The sequence below is a fragment of the Citrobacter sp. wls716 genome, from assembly GCF_005280975.1.
Classification (GTDB): Bacteria; Pseudomonadota; Gammaproteobacteria; order Enterobacterales; family Enterobacteriaceae; genus Citrobacter; species Citrobacter youngae.
This window is the reverse complement of the sequence record NZ_SZWX01000057.1, coordinates 326,236-343,641: the sequence shown is the minus strand read 5'-3', so window position 1 is coordinate 343,641 and position 17,406 is coordinate 326,236. Positions and strand designations below refer to the sequence as shown.

The following is a 17,406-nucleotide window of genomic DNA, read 5'->3' as shown; positions in this document are numbered from 1 at the left end:
GCCGTGTCGATGGAGGCGCATTATAGGGAGTCGACTCAGGAAGACAAGCGGAAAAATGCATTTTTGTTTCAACCGCTCACCTTTTATCCATAGCGCTTACTTTTGCTGCTTTTTTATCGCCATTGGCAAGTCCGCCAGACTATTTAGCACTAAATCTGCCGCATTTTCTGCTTCCGGAGTGACTGGCTTGCCAGTGCGCACTAATACCTTCGTTCCTACATTTGCAGCTGTCGCCGCCTGCATATCTTCTATTTTATCGCCCACCATATAAGAAGCAGCCATATCGATGTGCAGAAAGTCTCGCGCAGAGATAAACATACCCGGATGCGGTTTACGGCAGTCGCAGACCTGGCGGTACTCTTCGGCTGTGCCCTGCGGATGATGAGGACAATAATAGATACCATCCAGATCAACATCACGATCGGCCAATGACCAATCCATCCATTCAGTCAACGTTTCGAATTGTGCCTCGGTAAATTTGCCACGGGCAATACCAGACTGGTTCGTCACGACAATCAGCGCATAACCCATCTTTTTAAGTTCACGCATGGCATCAATAACGCCGTCGATAAATTCGAACTCGTCGATCTCATGGACGTAACCGTGGTCCACATTAATAGTGCCGTCACGGTCGAGAAAAATTGCGGGTACAGATTTTGCCACCTTTTATAGCTCCTGAATAAGGCATGTGGCTCTAGTATCGCATGTTTCGGCGGGCAAGAAAGTGCTCATCGTGCAAAGCTAGATTGATTTAGACGTCTGGATGCCTTAACATCCATCTTGTTGACGGCGTCGACCGTCCCAGACAGACGAAAATGCCACGGCTAACTTAATTACGATAATAAATAACCAATGATTAAACTTTCGAATATCACCAAAGTGTTCCAGCAGGGGACTCGCACCATTCAGGCGCTAAACAATGTCAGCCTGCATGTTCCTGCCGGGCAGATTTATGGCGTTATTGGCGCCTCCGGTGCCGGTAAAAGTACGCTCATCCGCTGCGTAAACCTGCTCGAGCGCCCCACCGAAGGCAGTGTTCAGGTCGGCGGCCAGGAGCTGACGACGCTATCTGAATCCGGGCTGACTAAAGCGCGCCGTCAAATTGGCATGATTTTCCAGCACTTTAACCTGCTCTCTTCCCGCACCGTGTTTGGCAACGTTGCGCTGCCGCTGGAACTGGATAACACACCAAAAGAAGAGATTAAACGCCGTGTAACAGAGCTGCTGGATTTAGTCGGTCTTGGCGACAAGCATGACAGCTACCCGGCCAACCTTTCCGGTGGACAAAAACAGCGTGTGGCGATCGCCCGTGCGCTGGCAAGCAATCCCAAAGTACTGCTGTGCGATGAAGCCACCAGCGCCCTTGACCCAGCAACAACCCGCTCGATTCTGGAATTGTTGAAAGACATTAACCGTCGCCTGGGTCTCACCATTCTGCTGATTACTCATGAGATGGACGTTGTAAAACGTATCTGTGACTGCGTCGCGGTCATCAGTAATGGCGAACTGATTGAGCAGGACACCGTCAGTGAAGTGTTCTCACACCCGAAAACACCACTGGCACAGAAATTTATTCAGTCCACGCTGCACCTGGATATCCCGGAAGATTATCTGGAACGGTTAAAAGCAGAGCCGCAAGCCGACAGCGTGCCGATGTTGCGTATGGAATTCACCGGCCATTCCGTTGATGCGCCATTACTCTCTGAGACGGCTCGCCGCTTTAACGTGAATAACAACATTATTAGCGCGCAGATGGATTACGCCGGCGGCGTGAAGTTCGGCATCATGCTGACTGAAATGCACGGCACACAGGAAGATACACAAGCAGCCATTAGCTGGTTGCAGGAACACCACGTAAAAGTAGAGGTACTGGGTTATGTCTGAGCCGATGATGTGGCTGCTGGTTCGCGGCGTATGGGAAACGCTGGCAATGACCTTTGTGTCCGGTTTTTTTGGTTTTGTGATTGGTCTGCCGGTTGGCGTGCTGTTGTACGTCACGCGCCCGGGGCAAATCATTGAGAATGCGAAGCTCTACCGTACGCTCTCTGCGCTGGTGAACATTTTCCGTTCCATCCCGTTCATCATCTTATTGGTGTGGATGATTCCGTTCACCCGCATGATCGTAGGCACCTCTATCGGACTGCAGGCCGCTATCGTCCCGCTGACCGTCGGCGCCGCGCCATTTATTGCTCGTATGGTGGAAAACGCCCTGCTGGAAATCCCGACCGGGCTGATTGAAGCCTCACGTGCGATGGGCGCTACACCGCTGCAGATTGTTCGTAAGGTATTACTGCCAGAAGCGCTGCCAGGGCTGGTCAATGCGGCCACCATCACCCTCATCACGCTGGTTGGTTACTCGGCGATGGGCGGTGCTGTCGGTGCCGGTGGTCTTGGCCAGATTGGCTATCAGTATGGCTACATTGGGTATAACGCTACCGTAATGAATACAGTACTGGTATTGCTCGTCGTTCTGGTTTATTTAATTCAGTTATCTGGCGATCGCATCGTCCGGGTAGTCACGCACAAATAACGTTACACACAACACTAAAAACTCATTAAGAAAAGGAAATAAGCATGGCGTTCAAATTCAAAACCTTTGCGGCAGTTGGAGCCCTAATCGGTTCTCTGGCACTTGTGGGTTGTGGCCAGGATGAAAAAGATCCTAACCACATCAAAGTGGGTGTTATCGTTGGCGCAGAGCAGCAGGTTGCTGAAGTCGCCCAGAAAGTGGCTAAAGAAAAATACGGTCTGGACGTTGAGCTGGTCACGTTTAACGATTACGTTCTGCCTAACGAAGCGCTGAGCAAAGGCGATATCGATGCTAACGCCTTCCAGCACAAACCGTACCTGGATCAGCAGATCAAAGATCGTGGTTACAAACTGGTTGCCGTAGGTAATACCTTTGTTTATCCGATTGCAGGCTATTCCAAAAAAATCAAATCACTGGATGAACTGCAGGATGGCTCTCAGGTCGCTATTCCAAACGACCCGACTAACCTCGGCCGTTCCCTGCTACTGCTGCAGAAAGTCGGTTTGATTAAACTGAAAGATGGCGTTGGCCTTCTGCCGACCGCGCTGGACGTGATTGAAAACCCGAAAAACCTGAAGCTGGTTGAACTGGAAGCGCCGCAGTTGCCACGCTCACTGGATGACGCGCAAATCGCGCTGGCAGTCATCAACACCACCTATGCCAGCCAGATCGGCCTGACGCCAGCAAAAGACGGTATCTTTGTTGAAGATAAAGATTCTCCGTACGTAAACCTGATCGTGACGCGTGAAGACAATAAAGATGCTGAGAACGTGAAGAAATTCGTTGAAGCATACCAATCAGACGAAGTTTACGAAGCGGCAAACAAAGTCTTCAACGGCGGTGCTGTTAAAGGCTGGTAATTTTAGGCTGTTTTCACAATCTGTAATATCATCAGGACGGGCGCTTGCCCGTCTTGTCATTTATGCAAGCACCTGATTCAATATCTGACGTTTAGATCATTCATTGAGGAAATATTATGCGTGCTTTACCGATCTGTTTAGTAGCACTCATGCTGAGCGGCTGTTCTATGTTAAGCAGATCCCCTGTTGAACCCGTTCAAAGCACCGCTACCCCGCCAAAAGCGGAGCCGGAAAAACCAAAAGCACCGCGCGCGACGCCGGTAAGAATCATCACTAACGCTGAAGATTTAGTGGGCAAACCGTTCCGCGATCTCGGCGAAGTCAGCGGCGAATCCTGCCAGGCATCCAACCAGGATTCCCCGCCGAGCATTCCAACCGCACGCAAACGCATGCAGATTAACGCCTCTAAAATGAAAGCAAATGCGGTATTGCTGCACAGCTGCGAAGTAACCAGCGGGACGCCGGGCTGCTATCGTCAGGCAGTTTGCATCGGTTCTGCTCTGAACATTTCGTCTAAATGAGTCATTTTCAGTTCGAGCAAATAGGCGTTATCCGCTCTCCTTATAAAGAAAAGTTCGCTGTGCCGCGCCAGCCAGGTCTGGTGAAAAGCGCCAACGGCGAACTGCATTTGCTCGCGCCCTATAACCAGGCCGATGCTGTTCGCGGCCTGGAAGCATTCAGCCATTTGTGGGTGATTTTTGTTTTTCATCAGACAATGGAAGGTGGATGGCGTCCAACCGTGCGCCCACCCCGTCTGGGCGGTAACGCCAGAATGGGCGTCTTTGCCACGCGTTCGACCTTTCGTCCTAACCCTGTCGGTATGTCGCTGGTTGAGTTAAAAGAAATTGTCTGCCACAAAGAGAGCGTCATTCTGAAACTGGGTAGTCTGGACCTGGTCGACGGAACGCCGGTGGTCGACATCAAACCTTATCTGCCATTTGCAGAAGCACTGCCTGATGCCACAGCCAGCTACGCGCAGCATGCGCCGGTTGCCGAAATGGCGGTAAGTTTCACTACAGAGGTTGAACAACAGCTCCTGGCGCTGGAAAAACGTTATCCATTGCTGAAAACATTTATCGGCGAAGTACTGGCACAGGACCCACGTCCTGCGTATCGTAAGGGTGAAGAGACAGGCAAAACATATGCCGTCTGGCTACACGATTTCAACGTGCGCTGGCGCGTAACGGAAGAAGGTTTTGAAGTCTTTGCGCTTGAACCCCGCTAATTTCGTGCCCTTCTCTTTTGACATCCCTTTCTCGCTGGTAAACTAAACCACTTTTTTTGTGTCAGGCTGGCATCCAGCCTGTTCGATCGTTCAACTGGAACCGTAACAACATGCGTACTAGCCAATATCTGCTCTCCACTCTGAAGGAGACACCTGCCGACGCCGAAGTCATCAGCCACCAGCTGATGCTGCGCGCCGGGATGATCCGCAAGCTGGCCTCCGGGTTATACACCTGGCTGCCGACCGGCGTGCGCGTCCTGAAAAAAGTCGAAAACATCGTGCGTGAAGAAATGAACAACGCCGGTGCGATCGAGGTGTTGATGCCGGTCGTTCAGCCTTCTGAACTGTGGGAAGAGAGCGGTCGTTGGGAACAGTACGGCCCGGAACTGCTGCGTATCGCAGACCGTGGCGATCGTTCATTCGTACTCGGCCCAACGCATGAAGAAGTCATCACCGACCTGATCCGTAATGAGCTGAGCTCTTACAAACAGCTGCCGCTGAACTTCTATCAGATCCAGACGAAATTCCGTGACGAAGTTCGCCCACGATTCGGCGTGATGCGTTCCCGCGAATTCCTGATGAAAGATGCGTACTCTTTCCATACTTCTCAGGAATCTCTGCAGGAAACTTACGACGCGATGTATGCCGCGTACAGCAAAATCTTTAGCCGTATGGGCCTGGATTTCCGCGCAGTACAGGCTGATACCGGATCTATCGGCGGTAGCGCTTCTCACGAATTCCAGGTACTGGCGCAGAGCGGCGAAGATGACGTTGTATTCTCCGACAGCTCCGATTTTGCTGCCAACATCGAATTTGCTGAAGCCGTTGCGCCGAAAGAGCCGCGCGCAGCAGCAACTCAGGAAATGACGCTGGTTGATACTCCGAACGCCAAAACCATCGCCGAACTGGTTGAGCAGTTCAACCTGCCTATCGAAAAAACCGTGAAAACCCTGCTGGTGAAAGCGGTTGAAGGTAGCAGCTACCCGCTGGTTGCTCTGCTGGTTCGCGGCGATCACGAGCTGAACGAAGTCAAAGCAGAAAAACTGCCGCAGGTTGCCAGCCCGCTGACTTTTGCTACTGAAGAAGAAATCCGTGCCGTCGTGAAAGCAGGTCCGGGTTCGCTCGGTCCGGTGAACATGCCGATTCCCGTAGTTATCGACCGTACCGTTGCGGTAATGAGCGATTTCGCCGCCGGCGCCAACATCGACGGTAAGCACTATTTCGGTATTAACTGGGATCGTGATGTTGCAACTCCGGAAGTGGCAGATATCCGTAACGTGGTCGCAGGCGATCCAAGCCCGGATGGCAAAGGTACACTGCTGATCAAACGCGGTATCGAAGTGGGCCACATCTTCCAACTGGGTACCAAGTATTCTGAAGCGATGAAAGCTGCTGTTCAGGGTGAAGATGGCCGTAATCAGATTCTGACCATGGGCTGCTACGGTATCGGGGTGACTCGCGTGGTTGCTGCTGCTATTGAGCAGAATTTTGACGATCGCGGCATTGTATGGCCAGACGCCATCGCACCGTTCCAGGTCGCTATTCTGCCAATGAACATGCACAAGTCCTACCGCGTGCAGGAGCTGGCTGAAAAACTGTACGCTGAGCTGCGCGCTCAGGGCATTGAAGTGCTGATGGACGACCGTAAAGAGCGTCCGGGCGTGATGTTTGCCGATATGGAGCTGATCGGTGTTCCGCACACTATCGTGCTCGGCGACCGTAACCTCGATAACGATGATATTGAATACAAATATCGTCGTAACGGCGAGAAACAGCTGATTAAAACCGGCAACATCGTTGACTACCTGGTGAAAGCCATTAAAGGCTAATACCAGCAAAAGGCCCTGAGGATCAGGGCCTTTTTTACATCAATTAATTACATCCTTTACCGGGGATAAATTTCGCATCTTTATCCGCCATCAGCGTTTTCACTTTCTCGCCGGTGTCCGGGTTCGCCTCCATTGTGAAATGCGCCTCAAGCGTCAGCAATACGGACTGTCCATTTTCTGCACGCGCAGCTAAATAGTCACGTTCAAGCTGAGCATTATTCGCCACTGGCATCCGCTTACCCGTTGCGCAGTCGGTAAAGATTGCCGCATCAGCCATATAGAAGTACATTCCCCGCATCGGCATTGGCGTCACCGGTAAGCTGGCGGAAACTGGCTGGAGGGTATAGTTGAACTGCGACTCTATCGGATTACCTTCACGATCGAGCATTTCCAGCGCCTCGCCTTTTGCCCGGTAGTACGACTTTTCACCTTTGCTGTCCGTTAGCACCAGCTTATCAGCCGTACGCGCCCACGAGCCATATGAAGCAAACGAAGACGGTTCATCACGTACGCCCTGATAGCGTTCGTTCATTACCCATGTTCCATCTTTTTCCAGGAACAAAGAAGTTTCAATCCCTTCGCAGTCCGCACAAGGCAAGATGCCACGCCAGCTTTGCTGCATCGGTTTTAATTCTGCCGCTTGCGTCGGTTGCAAAGCATCAACTTCAGAGCGGTTGTTACAGCCGATCAAGGCAAAGAGTGTAAATACAGCTGCTAATGACAGTATTGCTGTTTTCACCACAGATTCCTTCTCAATATTGTATTCCCATTCGTCAGTCCTGTGGGCGACGAACTTTCCCGCGCAGTGCCTTCACAGTGGACTTTTGCGCCTTCGATGACAATCTGCGTTCTTTTGAAGCGCGAGTCGGGCGCGTAGCCTGCCTACTTTTCTGCACTGCGGTTAATTCTTTTATCACCGCCACCAGTCGGGAGATTGCCGCTTCCCGGTTCAATTCCTGGCTACGGTATTCCTGCGCCTTAATAATAATCACGCCATCGCCTGTAATCAGATGATGACTGGCAGCCAACAGGCGTTCCTTGTAATACTCTGGCAGCCCAGAGGCCCGAATGTCAAAGCGCAAATGGATAGCCGTCGAGGTCTTATTAACGTGCTGTCCACCTGCACCCTGTGCCCGAATCGCCGTGATTTCCAGCTCGTTATCTGGGATAGAGACATTTCGGGAGATAACGATCATGAACGCGGCTGCCACGTGGTCAGGTGAATTTCCAGATTATTCTGAGAATCAGACAGCCAGATAGCGCCATCCTGAATAGTCGCCTGTAGCGCCATTGTACGACCGGCAAAGTCACTCAGTTGTGCCAGTTGTTCATCATCCAGATACCACACGGTAAGATTCTTAAACTGCGCGCATTTGCTTTGGTTCTGCTGCCACCAGATTTGCGCTGCACGGCTGTTATAGGCAAACAAAGCGACTTCAGCAGACTGGGTACACGCCTTCTTAATGCGACGCTCATCCGGCAAGCCGAGTTCAATCCAGAGATCAATGCCCAGGTGGTCGTTGCGCAACCATGCTTCGGGTTCGTCTTCAGCGCTTAAACCCCGCGTGAATTGCAGCCGCTCGTCAGCATATTTAATCCATGCCAACAGACGCAACATCATGCGTTCCTGGGTTTCTGAAGGGTGACGCGCCAGCGTCAATGTCGCGTCAAGGAACTGGTTGCGGTCAAGATCCGCTACGTTGACGACGGCTTTGTAAATTGTCGCTTTAAGCGCCATGAGAGAACTCCTTTCGAATCAGGCGCACATTGTAGCGAAAACTGCGGCAAAAGGCTGCTAACTGCTCCTCTATCAAGGCGCTGATATTGCTTGAATGAGTATGGTATAGTCACCTTGCTAAACAGAGTTTATCTTCGTAGGCTTAGACTTGCATCCACGGTTAAGTCAGAGTGCTGACAGGAGGGCATGTGGAAAAATATTGTGAGTTAATACGCAAGCGGTACGCGGAAATCGCCAGCGGAGACTTAGGGTATATCCCGGATGCGCTGGGTTGCGTATTGAAGGTGCTTAATGAAGTGGCGGCAGACAGCGCCCTTCCAGAGTCGGTCAGGGAAAAAGCGGCGTATGCTGCCGCGAACTTACTGGTGAGCGATTATGTCAATGAATGAAACGTATCAACCCATCAACTGCGATGATTACGACAATCTTGAACTCGCCTGCCAGCACCATTTGTTACTGACGCTGGCACTAAAAGATGGCGAAGTTTTGCAGGCGAAAGCGAACGACCTGGTTTCACGCAAAAACGTGGAGTATCTGGTCGCAGATGTCGCAGGTGAAACCCGGGAGCTTCGTCTCGACAAAATTGCCAGTTTCAGTCACCCGCAAATTGGTACCGTGGTGGTCAGCGAATCTTAACTTTTTTTCGCCTTATCCGGCCTGCTTTCCATGTGATACGTAGGCCTGTTAAGCGCAGCACCATCAGGCATGCCATACCAGACTCACGCCTTCTTCGCCTTCCGCCGCCCCCTCACGCGTCACGAAAACACCCGCAGCCGCAATCAACGTTTCGCCGTAAAACAGCAGCGGTGTGATATCTCGTCGCCAGGGCGGGATCCCCTGCTCCTGCCAGATTTTCTTTAATTTCCGTCCGCCGTTACGCCCGACAATATGCAATACCCCTGGCGCTTTAAAACGGATACTGACGACTTCATCCGCTTGCGGCAAGCGCAAATCACCCGCAGAGATTAACTGAACCGAACCCAATCCGGCAGGCAGCGCCAACGGTGTTTTCCACTCTAACCACGGGATAACAGTTTCGCTTTGCCCATCGACTGACTTCACCCACCACAGCTGTGACTGATAACGACGGACCTCGTACTCCCCGAGGCGAAAACTTGGTGACGCATCTTCCCGCGCCAGCGCCACTTCCTGCCAGATACGTTCCAGCCCATCACGGGAAGGCATCGGCGCATTTAACCCCGCCAGCCAGCGACGAAGCAGCGCGGCACGACGCACGCCGCTCATCATCATTAATGGCGTCAGTAACAGTGTTCCGCGGGATGTGATGCAATCGGCTAAATCGCTGGCCAGCAGTTCATCCAATAAACTCTCCTGCTCGGCGCACAGCGCGGCGCTGCGGGCAACGGCTTGCGCGAAGTGCGGCCAGCGCTGTTGGAGCAATGGGGTAACGCGCAACCTGAGGAAATTGCGATCGTAGGTATCATCCTGATTGCTTTCATCTTCAATCCAGCATAATTCATGCTGCCGTGCCCATGCTTCAAGCGCCTCTCGCGTTTGCGCCAGCAGCGGTCGAATCAGTTGGGTTCCGGCAAACGGATAGCTTTCCCCCATGGCGGAAAGTCCGGCAGGACCACTGCCGCGCTTAAGCGCCAGCAGAAAGGTTTCACACTGGTCATCGAGATGCTGTGCGGTCATCAGCACCTCGCCCGGTAGTAAGGTCTGCGCAAACGCCTGATAGCGCGCGCGTCGCGCCTGGGCTTCGATGCCCAGACCATCATCCTCAAGGTGTACCCGCTCAACCACCAGCGACACCTGCCACTGCGCGCATACCGACTCACAGTGCTGTACCCAACTGTCTGCGTGCGGGCTTAATCCGTGATGAATATGGATTGCGCGTAGGGCGACATCAGGATGCTGCGCTCGCCACAGCACCAACTGATGCAGTAGTACGGTAGAGTCGAGGCCGCCGCTAAAGGCAACGAGGATCGCGTTAGTGTTCAGAAGTGAAGTGTTCAGTGTAAGTGTCGTCATAATGATTGCTTACAATAGCATTGCCCGGCACGTTACCGGGCTAACGCCACAATGACAAGCCTTACAGCTCGTACAATTCAAGCGGTAATCCGTCTGGATCGTTAAAAAACGTAAAGCGTTTGCCGGTAAACGGATCGATGCGCACCGGCTCACATTTCACATGATGGGCTTCAAGATGAGCAATCGACTTTTCCACATCCTCGACGCTGAACGCCAGATGGCGTAAACCGCAGGCTTCCGGTCGACTCGGGCGGCAAGGCGGAAACGGAAAAGAAAACAGCTCAATCACGTACTGGCCGTTCAGCGCCAGATCGCCTTTCCAGGAGTCACGCTCTTCCCGGTAGGCTTCGCTCATTAACGTGAAACCTAATACATCGCAGTAAAATGCCTTACTGGCTCTGTAGTCCGTCGCAATAATGGCAATATGGTGAACCTGTTTTAACCCCAGCATGCTCTTCGCCTCTTTAATTTTACTCTCAGCACGTTACTCGTGCGCAACGGGTTCAGGCAAGTCGTTATGCCATTTTCAGGACTCTCACACGATACACGCCGTCCTCACCCAGTTTAGCGCCATGGATATCGGTTTCAAATCCAGGGTAGCGCTGCCCCACCGAGCACAGCATCAGCAGGAAATCGAGTACAGCGCGGCTTTTGGCAGTGATCATTTCCCCGGGCATCAGCAGCGGCACACCGGGAGGGTAAGGCAGGATCATATTGGCGGAAACGCGCCCCACCAGTTGATCAAGTGCTACCGTTTCGACTTCACCCTTGATCTGCCGCTGCCAGGCCTGGTGAGGTGTCATTTTCATTTCCGGTAAGGTATCAAATGCCCGCAGCATCAGCCCGGAGAGATCGTGCTGGCGGATCAGTTTATGGATCCCCTGAGCCAGATCCTGAATACGCATATTACGATAGAAATCAGGATCTTCGGCATACAGATCCGGCAGCATATTTTTCACGCGTAAATTCAGGTCGTATGAACGTTTAAATTCCGTCAGGCCACGTAGCAGCCCCATCGCCCGGGTTTTATCAATACCAATGCTGAACAGGAACAACAGGTTATACGGTCCCGTTTTCTCGACGACGACGCCGCGTTCATCGAGGAATTTCGCCACCAGCGCTGCGGGGATCCCCTCTTCGCTCATATTTCCCTGTTCATCCATTCCCGGTGTCAGAATGGTCACTTTCACCGGGTCGAGGAACATGTGGTCGGCGTCAGCATCGACAAATCCGTGCCAGTCTTCGCCAGGCGACACTGGCCAGCACTCTGCTTCATCCACCCTTTCCGGCTGCCAGATGTCAAAGAACCAGCCATCTGACTCTTCGCGTAGCCGCTGCACTTCTTTACGGAAATGCAGCGCCCGTTCCACCGAACGATTGATTAACCGCTTGCCTGAATTGCCACGCAGCATTGCCGCCGCCGTTTCGATAGACGCAACAATCGGGTAGCTTGGAGACGTAGAGGTGTGCATCATAAAGGCTTCGTTGAACGTGTCTTCGTCATAATCGCCCTTAATGTGGATCAGCGAAGCCTGTGACAACGCCGCCAGCATCTTGTGGGTGGACTGGGTTTCAAAAATCACCTTTCCCGGTACCCGTTCGCCGCTCATCCCGCTTTTCCCCTGATAGATCGGATGAAAATGGGTATACGGCACCCAGGCTGAATCAAAATGGATGGAGGGCACATCCAGCGTTTGTTTGATCCAGTTGGTGTTATACAACAGGCCATCATAGGTGGAGTTGGTGATCACCGCGTGGACCGGCCATTGCGCCTGATTGGTTTCCTCAACTTTGCGTTCAATGCTTGCGTGGGTAAATTCCCGACGGGGTATACCGCCGAGGATCCCCAGCGCGTTACGCGTAGGCTTCAGCCAGATTGGCACCACATCACTCATCATCAGCAAATGCGCCAGTGACTTATGGCAGTTGCGGTCAATCAGGAGAGTACTGCCTGCAGGTGCAGCATACATACCGACAATCTTGTTCGATGTCGAGGTGCCGTTGGTCACCATATAGCTCTGCTCGGCACCAAAAGTACGCGCGATATACTCCTCCGCTTCCAGATGCGGACCGGTATGATCAAGCAATGAGCCCAGTTCGGTTACGGAAATGGACACGTCGGCTTTCAGCGTATTGCCGCCAAAGAAATCATAGAACAGGCAGCCGACAGGACTTTTCTGGTACGCCGTTCCCGCCATGTGCCCAGGCGTGCAGAAGGTATACTTCCCTTCCTTCACATAGGTAAACAGCGCTTTGGTAAAAGGTGGCGTAATGTTGTCGAGATATTCATTGGTGTACTGGCGAATACGCGTAGCAATATCGTCAGACTGGCCCAATGCGTACTCAAAGAACCACAGCGCCATGCGCAGGTCGTGTGCGCTGACATCCATCGTCGAATGGGTATTAATAAAAGCGTAGAGCGGGAGATACTCATTGAGCTGATTGATGTCACTGCACAGATCCAGACTGTATTCATCCCAGTCAAAAATGACGCCGCAAATTCGCGGGTTATGCTCGATAAACTTCAGCAGGTCGACGCTATTCTGCGGCCAGATAATCTGAAATCCCTGCTGCTGCAGCGCACGTTCAAGTTCCTTGATGGGCTCATCTTTATAAAAGACGCCATGCGGTCCCATGATGGCAATGATATTCATGCGTTCCTCCTGGAAAAACCTTAGTTAAGCATAGCCTGGTCAAACTGCAGGTAAAAAAAAGGGCCACAGCGTTGTGGCCCTTTTCAGAATTAATGCAGTTTACGCGTAACCATAGCTCATCAGACGCTGGTAACGACGGTTTTTCAAATCTTCTTTGCTTAACACGTCGAGATCGGCGAGATCGGCCAGCAGTTGTGCTTTCAGGGATGCCGCCATCACTTCCGGGTTACGATGGGCGCCGCCCAACGGTTCCGGGATGATAGAGTCAATCAGCTTCAGCTCTTTCAGACGCGGGGCGATGATGCCCATCGCTTCTGCGGCCAGCGGCGCTTTGTCGGCGCTTTTCCACAAAATGGAGGCGCAGCCTTCCGGAGAGATAACGGAATAGGTGCTGTACTGCAGCATATTCACTTTATCACCCACGCCGATCGCCAGCGCGCCGCCGGAGCCACCTTCACCGATAACGGTACAGATAACCGGCACGCTCAGACGCGACATTTCACGCAGGTTGCGCGCAATCGCTTCAGACTGGCCACGCTCTTCCGCGCCCACGCCCGGGTATGCCCCTGGGGTGTCGATGAAGGTAATGATCGGCATGTTGAAGCGCTCAGCCATTTCCATCAGACGCAGCGCTTTGCGATAGCCTTCCGGCGCTGGCATGCCGAAATTACGACGGATTTTTTCTTTGGTCTCACGGCCTTTCTGATGACCAATGATCATCACCGGACGGCCATCCAGACGCGCGATGCCGCCGACGATAGCTTTATCATCCGCATAGGCACGATCGCCCGCCAGCTCATCAAATTCATCAAATGCCAGGCGGACATAATCCAGGGTGTACGGACGCTGTGGATGGCGCGCCAGTTGGGCTACCTGCCATGCGCCAAGATCGGCGAAGATTTTACGCGTCAGTTCTACGCTTTTTTCACGCAGACGATGCACTTCTTCATCGATGTTAATATCCAGTTTCTCATCCTGACGGCTAACCGCAGTCAGAGAATCGATTTTTGCTTCCAGCTCTGCAATCGGCTGTTCAAAATCAAGGAAATTCAGACTCATAGTATTCCTGTATTAGTCAAACTCCAGTTCCACCTGCTCCGAACCAATAAGGCCACGGAGATCGTTTAGCAAACGATCGCTCGGAGAGACACGCCACGTTGCGCCAAAACGCAAACGCGCACGCGCATCCGCCCTCTGATAGTAGAGATGTACTGGAATTGTCCCCGAGCGGTGGGGTTCCAGAGACTGACGGAGTCGGTTTAAAAGCTGGTCATCAATTTGCCTGTCCGTCAGCGAGATAGCAAGCCCGCGAGCATATTTTTCCCGGGCTTCGTCAATATCCATGACTTCACGGGCCATCATTTTAAGCCCGCCGCTGAAGTCATCAAAGCTGACCTGTCCGCTGACGATAAGTATGCGGTCTTTTTCCAGCAATTGCTGGTATTTATCCAGAGCATCGGTAAATAACATCACTTCCAGACGCCCGGAACGGTCATCCAGTGTACAGATGCCGATACGATTGCCGCGCTTGGTGACCATTACCCGCGCAGCAATGACGAGCCCCGCAGCCGTGGTGACTTTACCACGTTCTGTCGGATGCATGTCTTTCAGCCTGTGGCCTCCAACATAGCGCTCAATTTCTTTTAAATACTGATTGATAGGATGTCCCGTCAGGTAAAGACCTAACGTTTCACGCTCACCGTCTAATACCACCTGCTCCGGCCACGGCGTACAGTTGGCATAAGACTGTTCAATTTGTTCCGGCTCTTCCGCCAGTACGCCAAACATATCAGCCTGACCAATTGCCTCGGCTTTCGCATGCTGATCGGCGGCTTTTAGGGCATCGCTGAGCGAGTTCATCAACGCCGCGCGATGCGGGCCAAGGCGGTCAAACGCCCCGGACATGATTAGCTTTTCCAGCACCCGGCGGTTGAGTTTTTTGATATCCGTACGCGCACAGAGATCAAACAGCTCGCGGAAGTAACCCCCTTCATTTCGCGCCTCAATAATAGCCTCAATTGGCCCTTCACCCACGCCTTTTATCGCGCCGATGCCGTAGACAATCTCGCCATCATCATTCACGTGAAAATGATAAAGCCCGGAGTTGATGTCCGGCGGCAGGATTTTGAGCCCCATGCGCCAGCATTCATCCACCAGTCCGACGACTTTCTCGGTGTTATCCATATCGGCGGTCATTACCGCCGCCATAAACTCGGCAGGATAATGCGCCTTCAGCCACAGCGTCTGGTAAGAAACCAGCGCATAGGCAGCGGAGTGCGATTTGTTAAATCCGTAACCGGCGAATTTCTCCACCAGGTCAAAGATTTTCATCGCCAGTTCGCCGTCGACGCCGCGCTTTTTCGCCCCTTCTTCAAAGGTGCCGCGCTGCTTGGCCATCTCTTCCGGCTTTTTCTTACCCATCGCACGACGCAGCATATCCGCGCCGCCAAGGGTGTAGCCGGACAACTCCTGGGCAATCTGCATAACCTGTTCCTGATACAGGATAATGCCGTAGGTCGGCTCCAGTACCGGTTTCAGACACTCATGCTGCCATTGTACGTCCGGGTAGGAAATCTCTTCACGACCATGCTTACGGTCGATAAAGTTATCTACCATCCCCGACTGTAGCGGACCCGGTCGGAACAGGGCCACCAGGGCTATCATATCTTCGAAGCAGTCAGGTTGCAGTCGCTTGATAAGATCTTTCATGCCGCGGGATTCAAGCTGGAAGACGGCTGTTGTCTCCGAGCGTTGCAGCATGTCGAAGCTTTTCTTGTCGTCCAGCGGAATCGCAGCGATATCCAGCGGCGGTTCGCCGTTCTTCTCACGGCGCGCGTTGATCATCTCAAGCGCCCAGTTAATGATGGTGAGCGTACGCAGACCGAGGAAGTCGAATTTCACCAGACCGGCGTATTCCACGTCGTTCTTATCAAACTGGGTAACCGGGTGCAGCCCCTGCTCATCGCAGTACAGCGGCGCAAAATCGGTAATTTTGGTCGGTGCGATAACCACGCCACCGGCGTGCTTACCCGCGTTACGCGTGACACCTTCCAGCTTGCGCGCCATATCAATAAGCGCTCTAACCTCTTCATCTGCCTCATAGATTTCCGGCAGTTGAGGTTCGGCTTCAAAGGCTTTAGCCAGCGTCATGCCCGGATCGGGCGGCACCAGTTTCGAAATACGGTCAACAAAGCCATACGGGTGACCCAGTACGCGGCCCACGTCGCGGATAACCGCTTTTGCCGCCATCGTACCGAAGGTAATAATCTGCGAAACCGCATCACGACCGTACATTTCCGCCACGTGTTCGATGACCTGGTCGCGTTTCTCCATACAGAAGTCAACGTCGAAGTCGGGCATTGAGACACGTTCCGGGTTCAGGAAACGTTCGAACAGCAGGTCGAATTCCAGCGGATCAAGGTCGGTAATTTTCAGCGCGTAGGCCACCAGCGAGCCTGCACCGGAACCACGTCCAGGGCCTACCGGTACACCGTTATCTTTCGACCACTGGATAAATTCCATTACGATCAGGAAGTAACCCGGGAAGCCCATCTGGTTGATAACTTTAAGTTCAACTTCCAGACGTTCATCATAAGGCGGGCGCTTCTGCGCGCGAACTTCAGGATCGGGGAACAAAAACTCCAGACGTTCTTCCAGGCCTTCACGCGATTTCGCGACGAGGAAATCCTCGGTGGTCATGTCGCCAGTCGGGAACTGCGGCAGGAAGTATTCACCCAGGCGCACCGTCACGTTGCAGCGTTTAGCTATCTCGACGGTGTTTTGCAGTGCTTCCGGAATATCGGAGAACAGCTCGCACATCTCATCTTCGCTGCGCATGTACTGCTGCGGCGAATAGTTACGCGGGCGTTTGGGATCATCAAGGGTGAACCCGTCGTGGATTGCTACGCGGATTTCATGCGCGTCAAAGTCACCGGTTTCAAGGAAGCGAACATCGTTGGTCGCGACCACCGGCAGGCCGCGTGTTTCGGCCAGCGCTACTGCAGCATGCAGGTAATTTTCTTCATCCTGTCGACCGGTACGGATCAGCTCAAGGAAGTAGCAATCAGGGAAATGCTCTTCATAAAACGCCACGCACTCGTCGACCAGTGCGTTGTTCCCACGCAACAGGCTGCGTCCGACGTCGCCCATACGGCCGCCGGAAAGCAAGATTAACCCGTCTTTTAGCTCAACCAGCCAGTCTCTGTCGATCACCGGCCCTTCTGCACCATAGCCGCGCTGATAGGCTTTTGATATCAACAACGTCAGGTTCTGGTAGCCCGTATTATTAGCAGCCAGTACAGTCAGTTGCGTGAGTTCATCACCCAATAGTTCGCTACGGACATGAAAATCTGCGCCAACAATCGGCTTAATACCTGCGCCATGACCCGCTCCGTAAAACTTCACCAGACCACACAGGTTGGTAAAATCGGTGATCGCCAGCGCAGGCATGCCCAACGCGGCCGCCTTTTTCACCAGCGGCCCGGTTTTCGCCAGCCCATCGATCATGGAGTAGTCGCTGTGCACCCGCAGGTGGACGAAACGAGGTTCAGACATCTTCAGATTCCTTCGACACAAGAA

At 52.9% G+C, this 17,406-nt stretch carries 17 protein-coding genes; 8 read left to right on the top strand and 9 right to left on the bottom strand.

The features are described 5' to 3' along the window. Nucleotides 1–96: 96 nt before the first annotated feature. Entirely contained in the window at nt 97–663 is a 567-nt protein-coding gene (gene gmhB / locus FDX24_RS23365; RefSeq protein ID WP_137365010.1) for a D-glycero-beta-D-manno-heptose 1,7-bisphosphate 7-phosphatase, read from the bottom strand. 189 nt (nt 664–852) lie between these two features. Here gmhB and metN point away from each other — a divergent pair, with 189 nt between their 5' ends. The 6 genes from metN (at nt 853) to proS (ending at nt 6,444) form a co-directional block, all read left to right on the top strand. Further along, nucleotides 853–1,884, top strand: coding sequence for a methionine ABC transporter ATP-binding protein MetN (metN, locus tag FDX24_RS23360; RefSeq protein WP_048212630.1), 1,032 nt, complete (start codon nt 853–855; stop codon nt 1,882–1,884). After that, nucleotides 1,877–2,530, top strand: coding sequence for a methionine ABC transporter permease MetI (locus FDX24_RS23355; RefSeq protein ID WP_006686810.1), 654 nt, complete (start codon nt 1,877–1,879; stop codon nt 2,528–2,530). Before metN ends, FDX24_RS23355 begins: the two co-directional genes overlap by 8 nt. 44 nt (nt 2,531–2,574) lie before the next feature. After that, on the top strand, nt 2,575–3,390 hold the full coding sequence (metQ, locus tag FDX24_RS23350) for a methionine ABC transporter substrate-binding lipoprotein MetQ (protein ID WP_003829145.1): 816 nt from the start codon (nt 2,575–2,577) through the stop codon (nt 3,388–3,390). Nucleotides 3,391–3,506: 116 nt separating this feature from the next. Continuing rightward, nucleotides 3,507–3,911 (top strand): Rcs stress response system protein RcsF, encoded by a 405-nt coding sequence (rcsF, locus tag FDX24_RS23345; RefSeq protein ID WP_040230040.1) that lies wholly within the window; start codon nt 3,507–3,509, stop codon nt 3,909–3,911. Beyond that, the gene (gene tsaA / locus FDX24_RS23340; protein ID WP_101741421.1) at nt 3,908–4,615 is read left to right on the top strand and encodes a tRNA (N6-threonylcarbamoyladenosine(37)-N6)-methyltransferase TrmO; all 708 of its coding nucleotides are present in this window, start codon (nt 3,908–3,910) and stop codon (nt 4,613–4,615) included. Before rcsF ends, tsaA begins: the two co-directional genes overlap by 4 nt. Before the next feature lie 110 nt (nt 4,616–4,725). After that, nucleotides 4,726–6,444, top strand: coding sequence for a proline--tRNA ligase (gene proS / locus FDX24_RS23335; RefSeq protein ID WP_137365009.1), 1,719 nt, complete (start codon nt 4,726–4,728; stop codon nt 6,442–6,444). 43 nt (nt 6,445–6,487) lie between these two features. Here the strand turns inward: proS and nlpE are convergent, their stop codons facing one another. The 3 genes from nlpE to FDX24_RS23320 are packed head-to-tail and all read right to left on the bottom strand — an operon-like array spanning nt 6,488 to nt 8,182. Next, nucleotides 6,488–7,186, bottom strand: coding sequence for an envelope stress response activation lipoprotein NlpE (nlpE, locus tag FDX24_RS23330; protein WP_105242149.1), 699 nt, complete (start codon nt 7,184–7,186; stop codon nt 6,488–6,490). A 31-nt stretch (nt 7,187–7,217) separates the two neighbouring features. Then, a complete protein-coding gene (arfB, locus tag FDX24_RS23325) occupies nt 7,218–7,640 on the bottom strand; it encodes an alternative ribosome rescue aminoacyl-tRNA hydrolase ArfB (RefSeq protein WP_061067287.1) in 423 nt (140 codons plus the stop codon). Continuing rightward, the gene (locus FDX24_RS23320) at nt 7,637–8,182 is read right to left on the bottom strand and encodes a YaeQ family protein (protein ID WP_061067286.1); all 546 of its coding nucleotides are present in this window, start codon (nt 8,180–8,182) and stop codon (nt 7,637–7,639) included. Before FDX24_RS23320 ends, arfB begins: the two co-directional genes overlap by 4 nt. Nucleotides 8,183–8,370: 188 nt before the next feature. Between FDX24_RS23320 and FDX24_RS23315 the strand changes: the two genes are divergently transcribed. Both FDX24_RS23315 and rof read left to right on the top strand, forming a co-directional pair. Further along, entirely contained in the window at nt 8,371–8,571 is a 201-nt protein-coding gene (locus tag FDX24_RS23315) for a YaeP family protein (protein ID WP_003018499.1), read from the top strand. Further along, complete coding sequence (rof, locus tag FDX24_RS23310) at nt 8,558–8,818, top strand: Rho-binding antiterminator (protein ID WP_003018503.1); 261 nt, start codon at nt 8,558–8,560, stop codon at nt 8,816–8,818. Before FDX24_RS23315 ends, rof begins: the two co-directional genes overlap by 14 nt. 63 nt (nt 8,819–8,881) lie before the next feature. Here rof and tilS read toward each other — a convergent pair whose 3' ends face one another. The 5 genes from tilS to dnaE all read right to left on the bottom strand — a co-directional run bounded on the left by tilS (nt 8,882) and on the right by dnaE (nt 17,382). Then, complete coding sequence (gene tilS / locus FDX24_RS23305) at nt 8,882–10,174, bottom strand: tRNA lysidine(34) synthetase TilS (RefSeq protein ID WP_137365008.1); 1,293 nt, start codon at nt 10,172–10,174, stop codon at nt 8,882–8,884. A gap of 61 nt (nt 10,175–10,235) precedes the next feature. Further along, complete coding sequence (locus FDX24_RS23300) at nt 10,236–10,625, bottom strand: VOC family protein (RefSeq protein WP_048212638.1); 390 nt, start codon at nt 10,623–10,625, stop codon at nt 10,236–10,238. Between the two features lie 64 nt (nt 10,626–10,689). Further along, complete coding sequence (gene ldcC / locus FDX24_RS23295; RefSeq protein ID WP_124021709.1) at nt 10,690–12,828, bottom strand: lysine decarboxylase LdcC; 2,139 nt, start codon at nt 12,826–12,828, stop codon at nt 10,690–10,692. Between the two features lie 99 nt (nt 12,829–12,927). After that, a complete protein-coding gene (gene accA / locus FDX24_RS23290) occupies nt 12,928–13,887 on the bottom strand; it encodes an acetyl-CoA carboxylase carboxyl transferase subunit alpha (protein ID WP_061067282.1) in 960 nt (319 codons plus the stop codon). Nucleotides 13,888–13,899: 12 nt separating this feature from the next. Next, complete coding sequence (dnaE, locus tag FDX24_RS23285; protein WP_137365007.1) at nt 13,900–17,382, bottom strand: DNA polymerase III subunit alpha; 3,483 nt, start codon at nt 17,380–17,382, stop codon at nt 13,900–13,902. Nucleotides 17,383–17,406 lie beyond the last annotated feature (24 nt).

What these genes read in the sequence shown, in the direction of transcription:
- metQ (WP_003829145.1), top strand. Translation starts at nt 2,575, where the DNA reads ATGGCGTTCAAATTCAAAACCTTTGCGGCAGTTGGAGCCCTAATCGGT.
- FDX24_RS23320 (WP_061067286.1), bottom strand. Translation starts at nt 8,182, where the DNA reads ATGGCGCTTAAAGCGACAATTTACAAAGCCGTCGTCAACGTAGCGGAT.
- FDX24_RS23300 (WP_048212638.1), bottom strand. Translation starts at nt 10,625, where the DNA reads ATGCTGGGGTTAAAACAGGTTCACCATATTGCCATTATTGCGACGGAC.
- FDX24_RS23355 (WP_006686810.1), top strand. Translation starts at nt 1,877, where the DNA reads ATGTCTGAGCCGATGATGTGGCTGCTGGTTCGCGGCGTATGGGAAACG.
- rof (WP_003018503.1), top strand. Translation starts at nt 8,558, where the DNA reads ATGTCAATGAATGAAACGTATCAACCCATCAACTGCGATGATTACGAC.
- metN (WP_048212630.1), top strand. Translation starts at nt 853, where the DNA reads ATGATTAAACTTTCGAATATCACCAAAGTGTTCCAGCAGGGGACTCGC.
- rcsF (WP_040230040.1), top strand. Translation starts at nt 3,507, where the DNA reads ATGCGTGCTTTACCGATCTGTTTAGTAGCACTCATGCTGAGCGGCTGT.
- accA (WP_061067282.1), bottom strand. Translation starts at nt 13,887, where the DNA reads ATGAGTCTGAATTTCCTTGATTTTGAACAGCCGATTGCAGAGCTGGAA.
- tilS (WP_137365008.1), bottom strand. Translation starts at nt 10,174, where the DNA reads ATGACGACACTTACACTGAACACTTCACTTCTGAACACTAACGCGATC.
- proS (WP_137365009.1), top strand. Translation starts at nt 4,726, where the DNA reads ATGCGTACTAGCCAATATCTGCTCTCCACTCTGAAGGAGACACCTGCC.
- tsaA (WP_101741421.1), top strand. Translation starts at nt 3,908, where the DNA reads ATGAGTCATTTTCAGTTCGAGCAAATAGGCGTTATCCGCTCTCCTTAT.
- dnaE (WP_137365007.1), bottom strand. Translation starts at nt 17,382, where the DNA reads ATGTCTGAACCTCGTTTCGTCCACCTGCGGGTGCACAGCGACTACTCC.
- arfB (WP_061067287.1), bottom strand. Translation starts at nt 7,640, where the DNA reads ATGATCGTTATCTCCCGAAATGTCTCTATCCCAGATAACGAGCTGGAA.
- ldcC (WP_124021709.1), bottom strand. Translation starts at nt 12,828, where the DNA reads ATGAATATCATTGCCATCATGGGACCGCATGGCGTCTTTTATAAAGAT.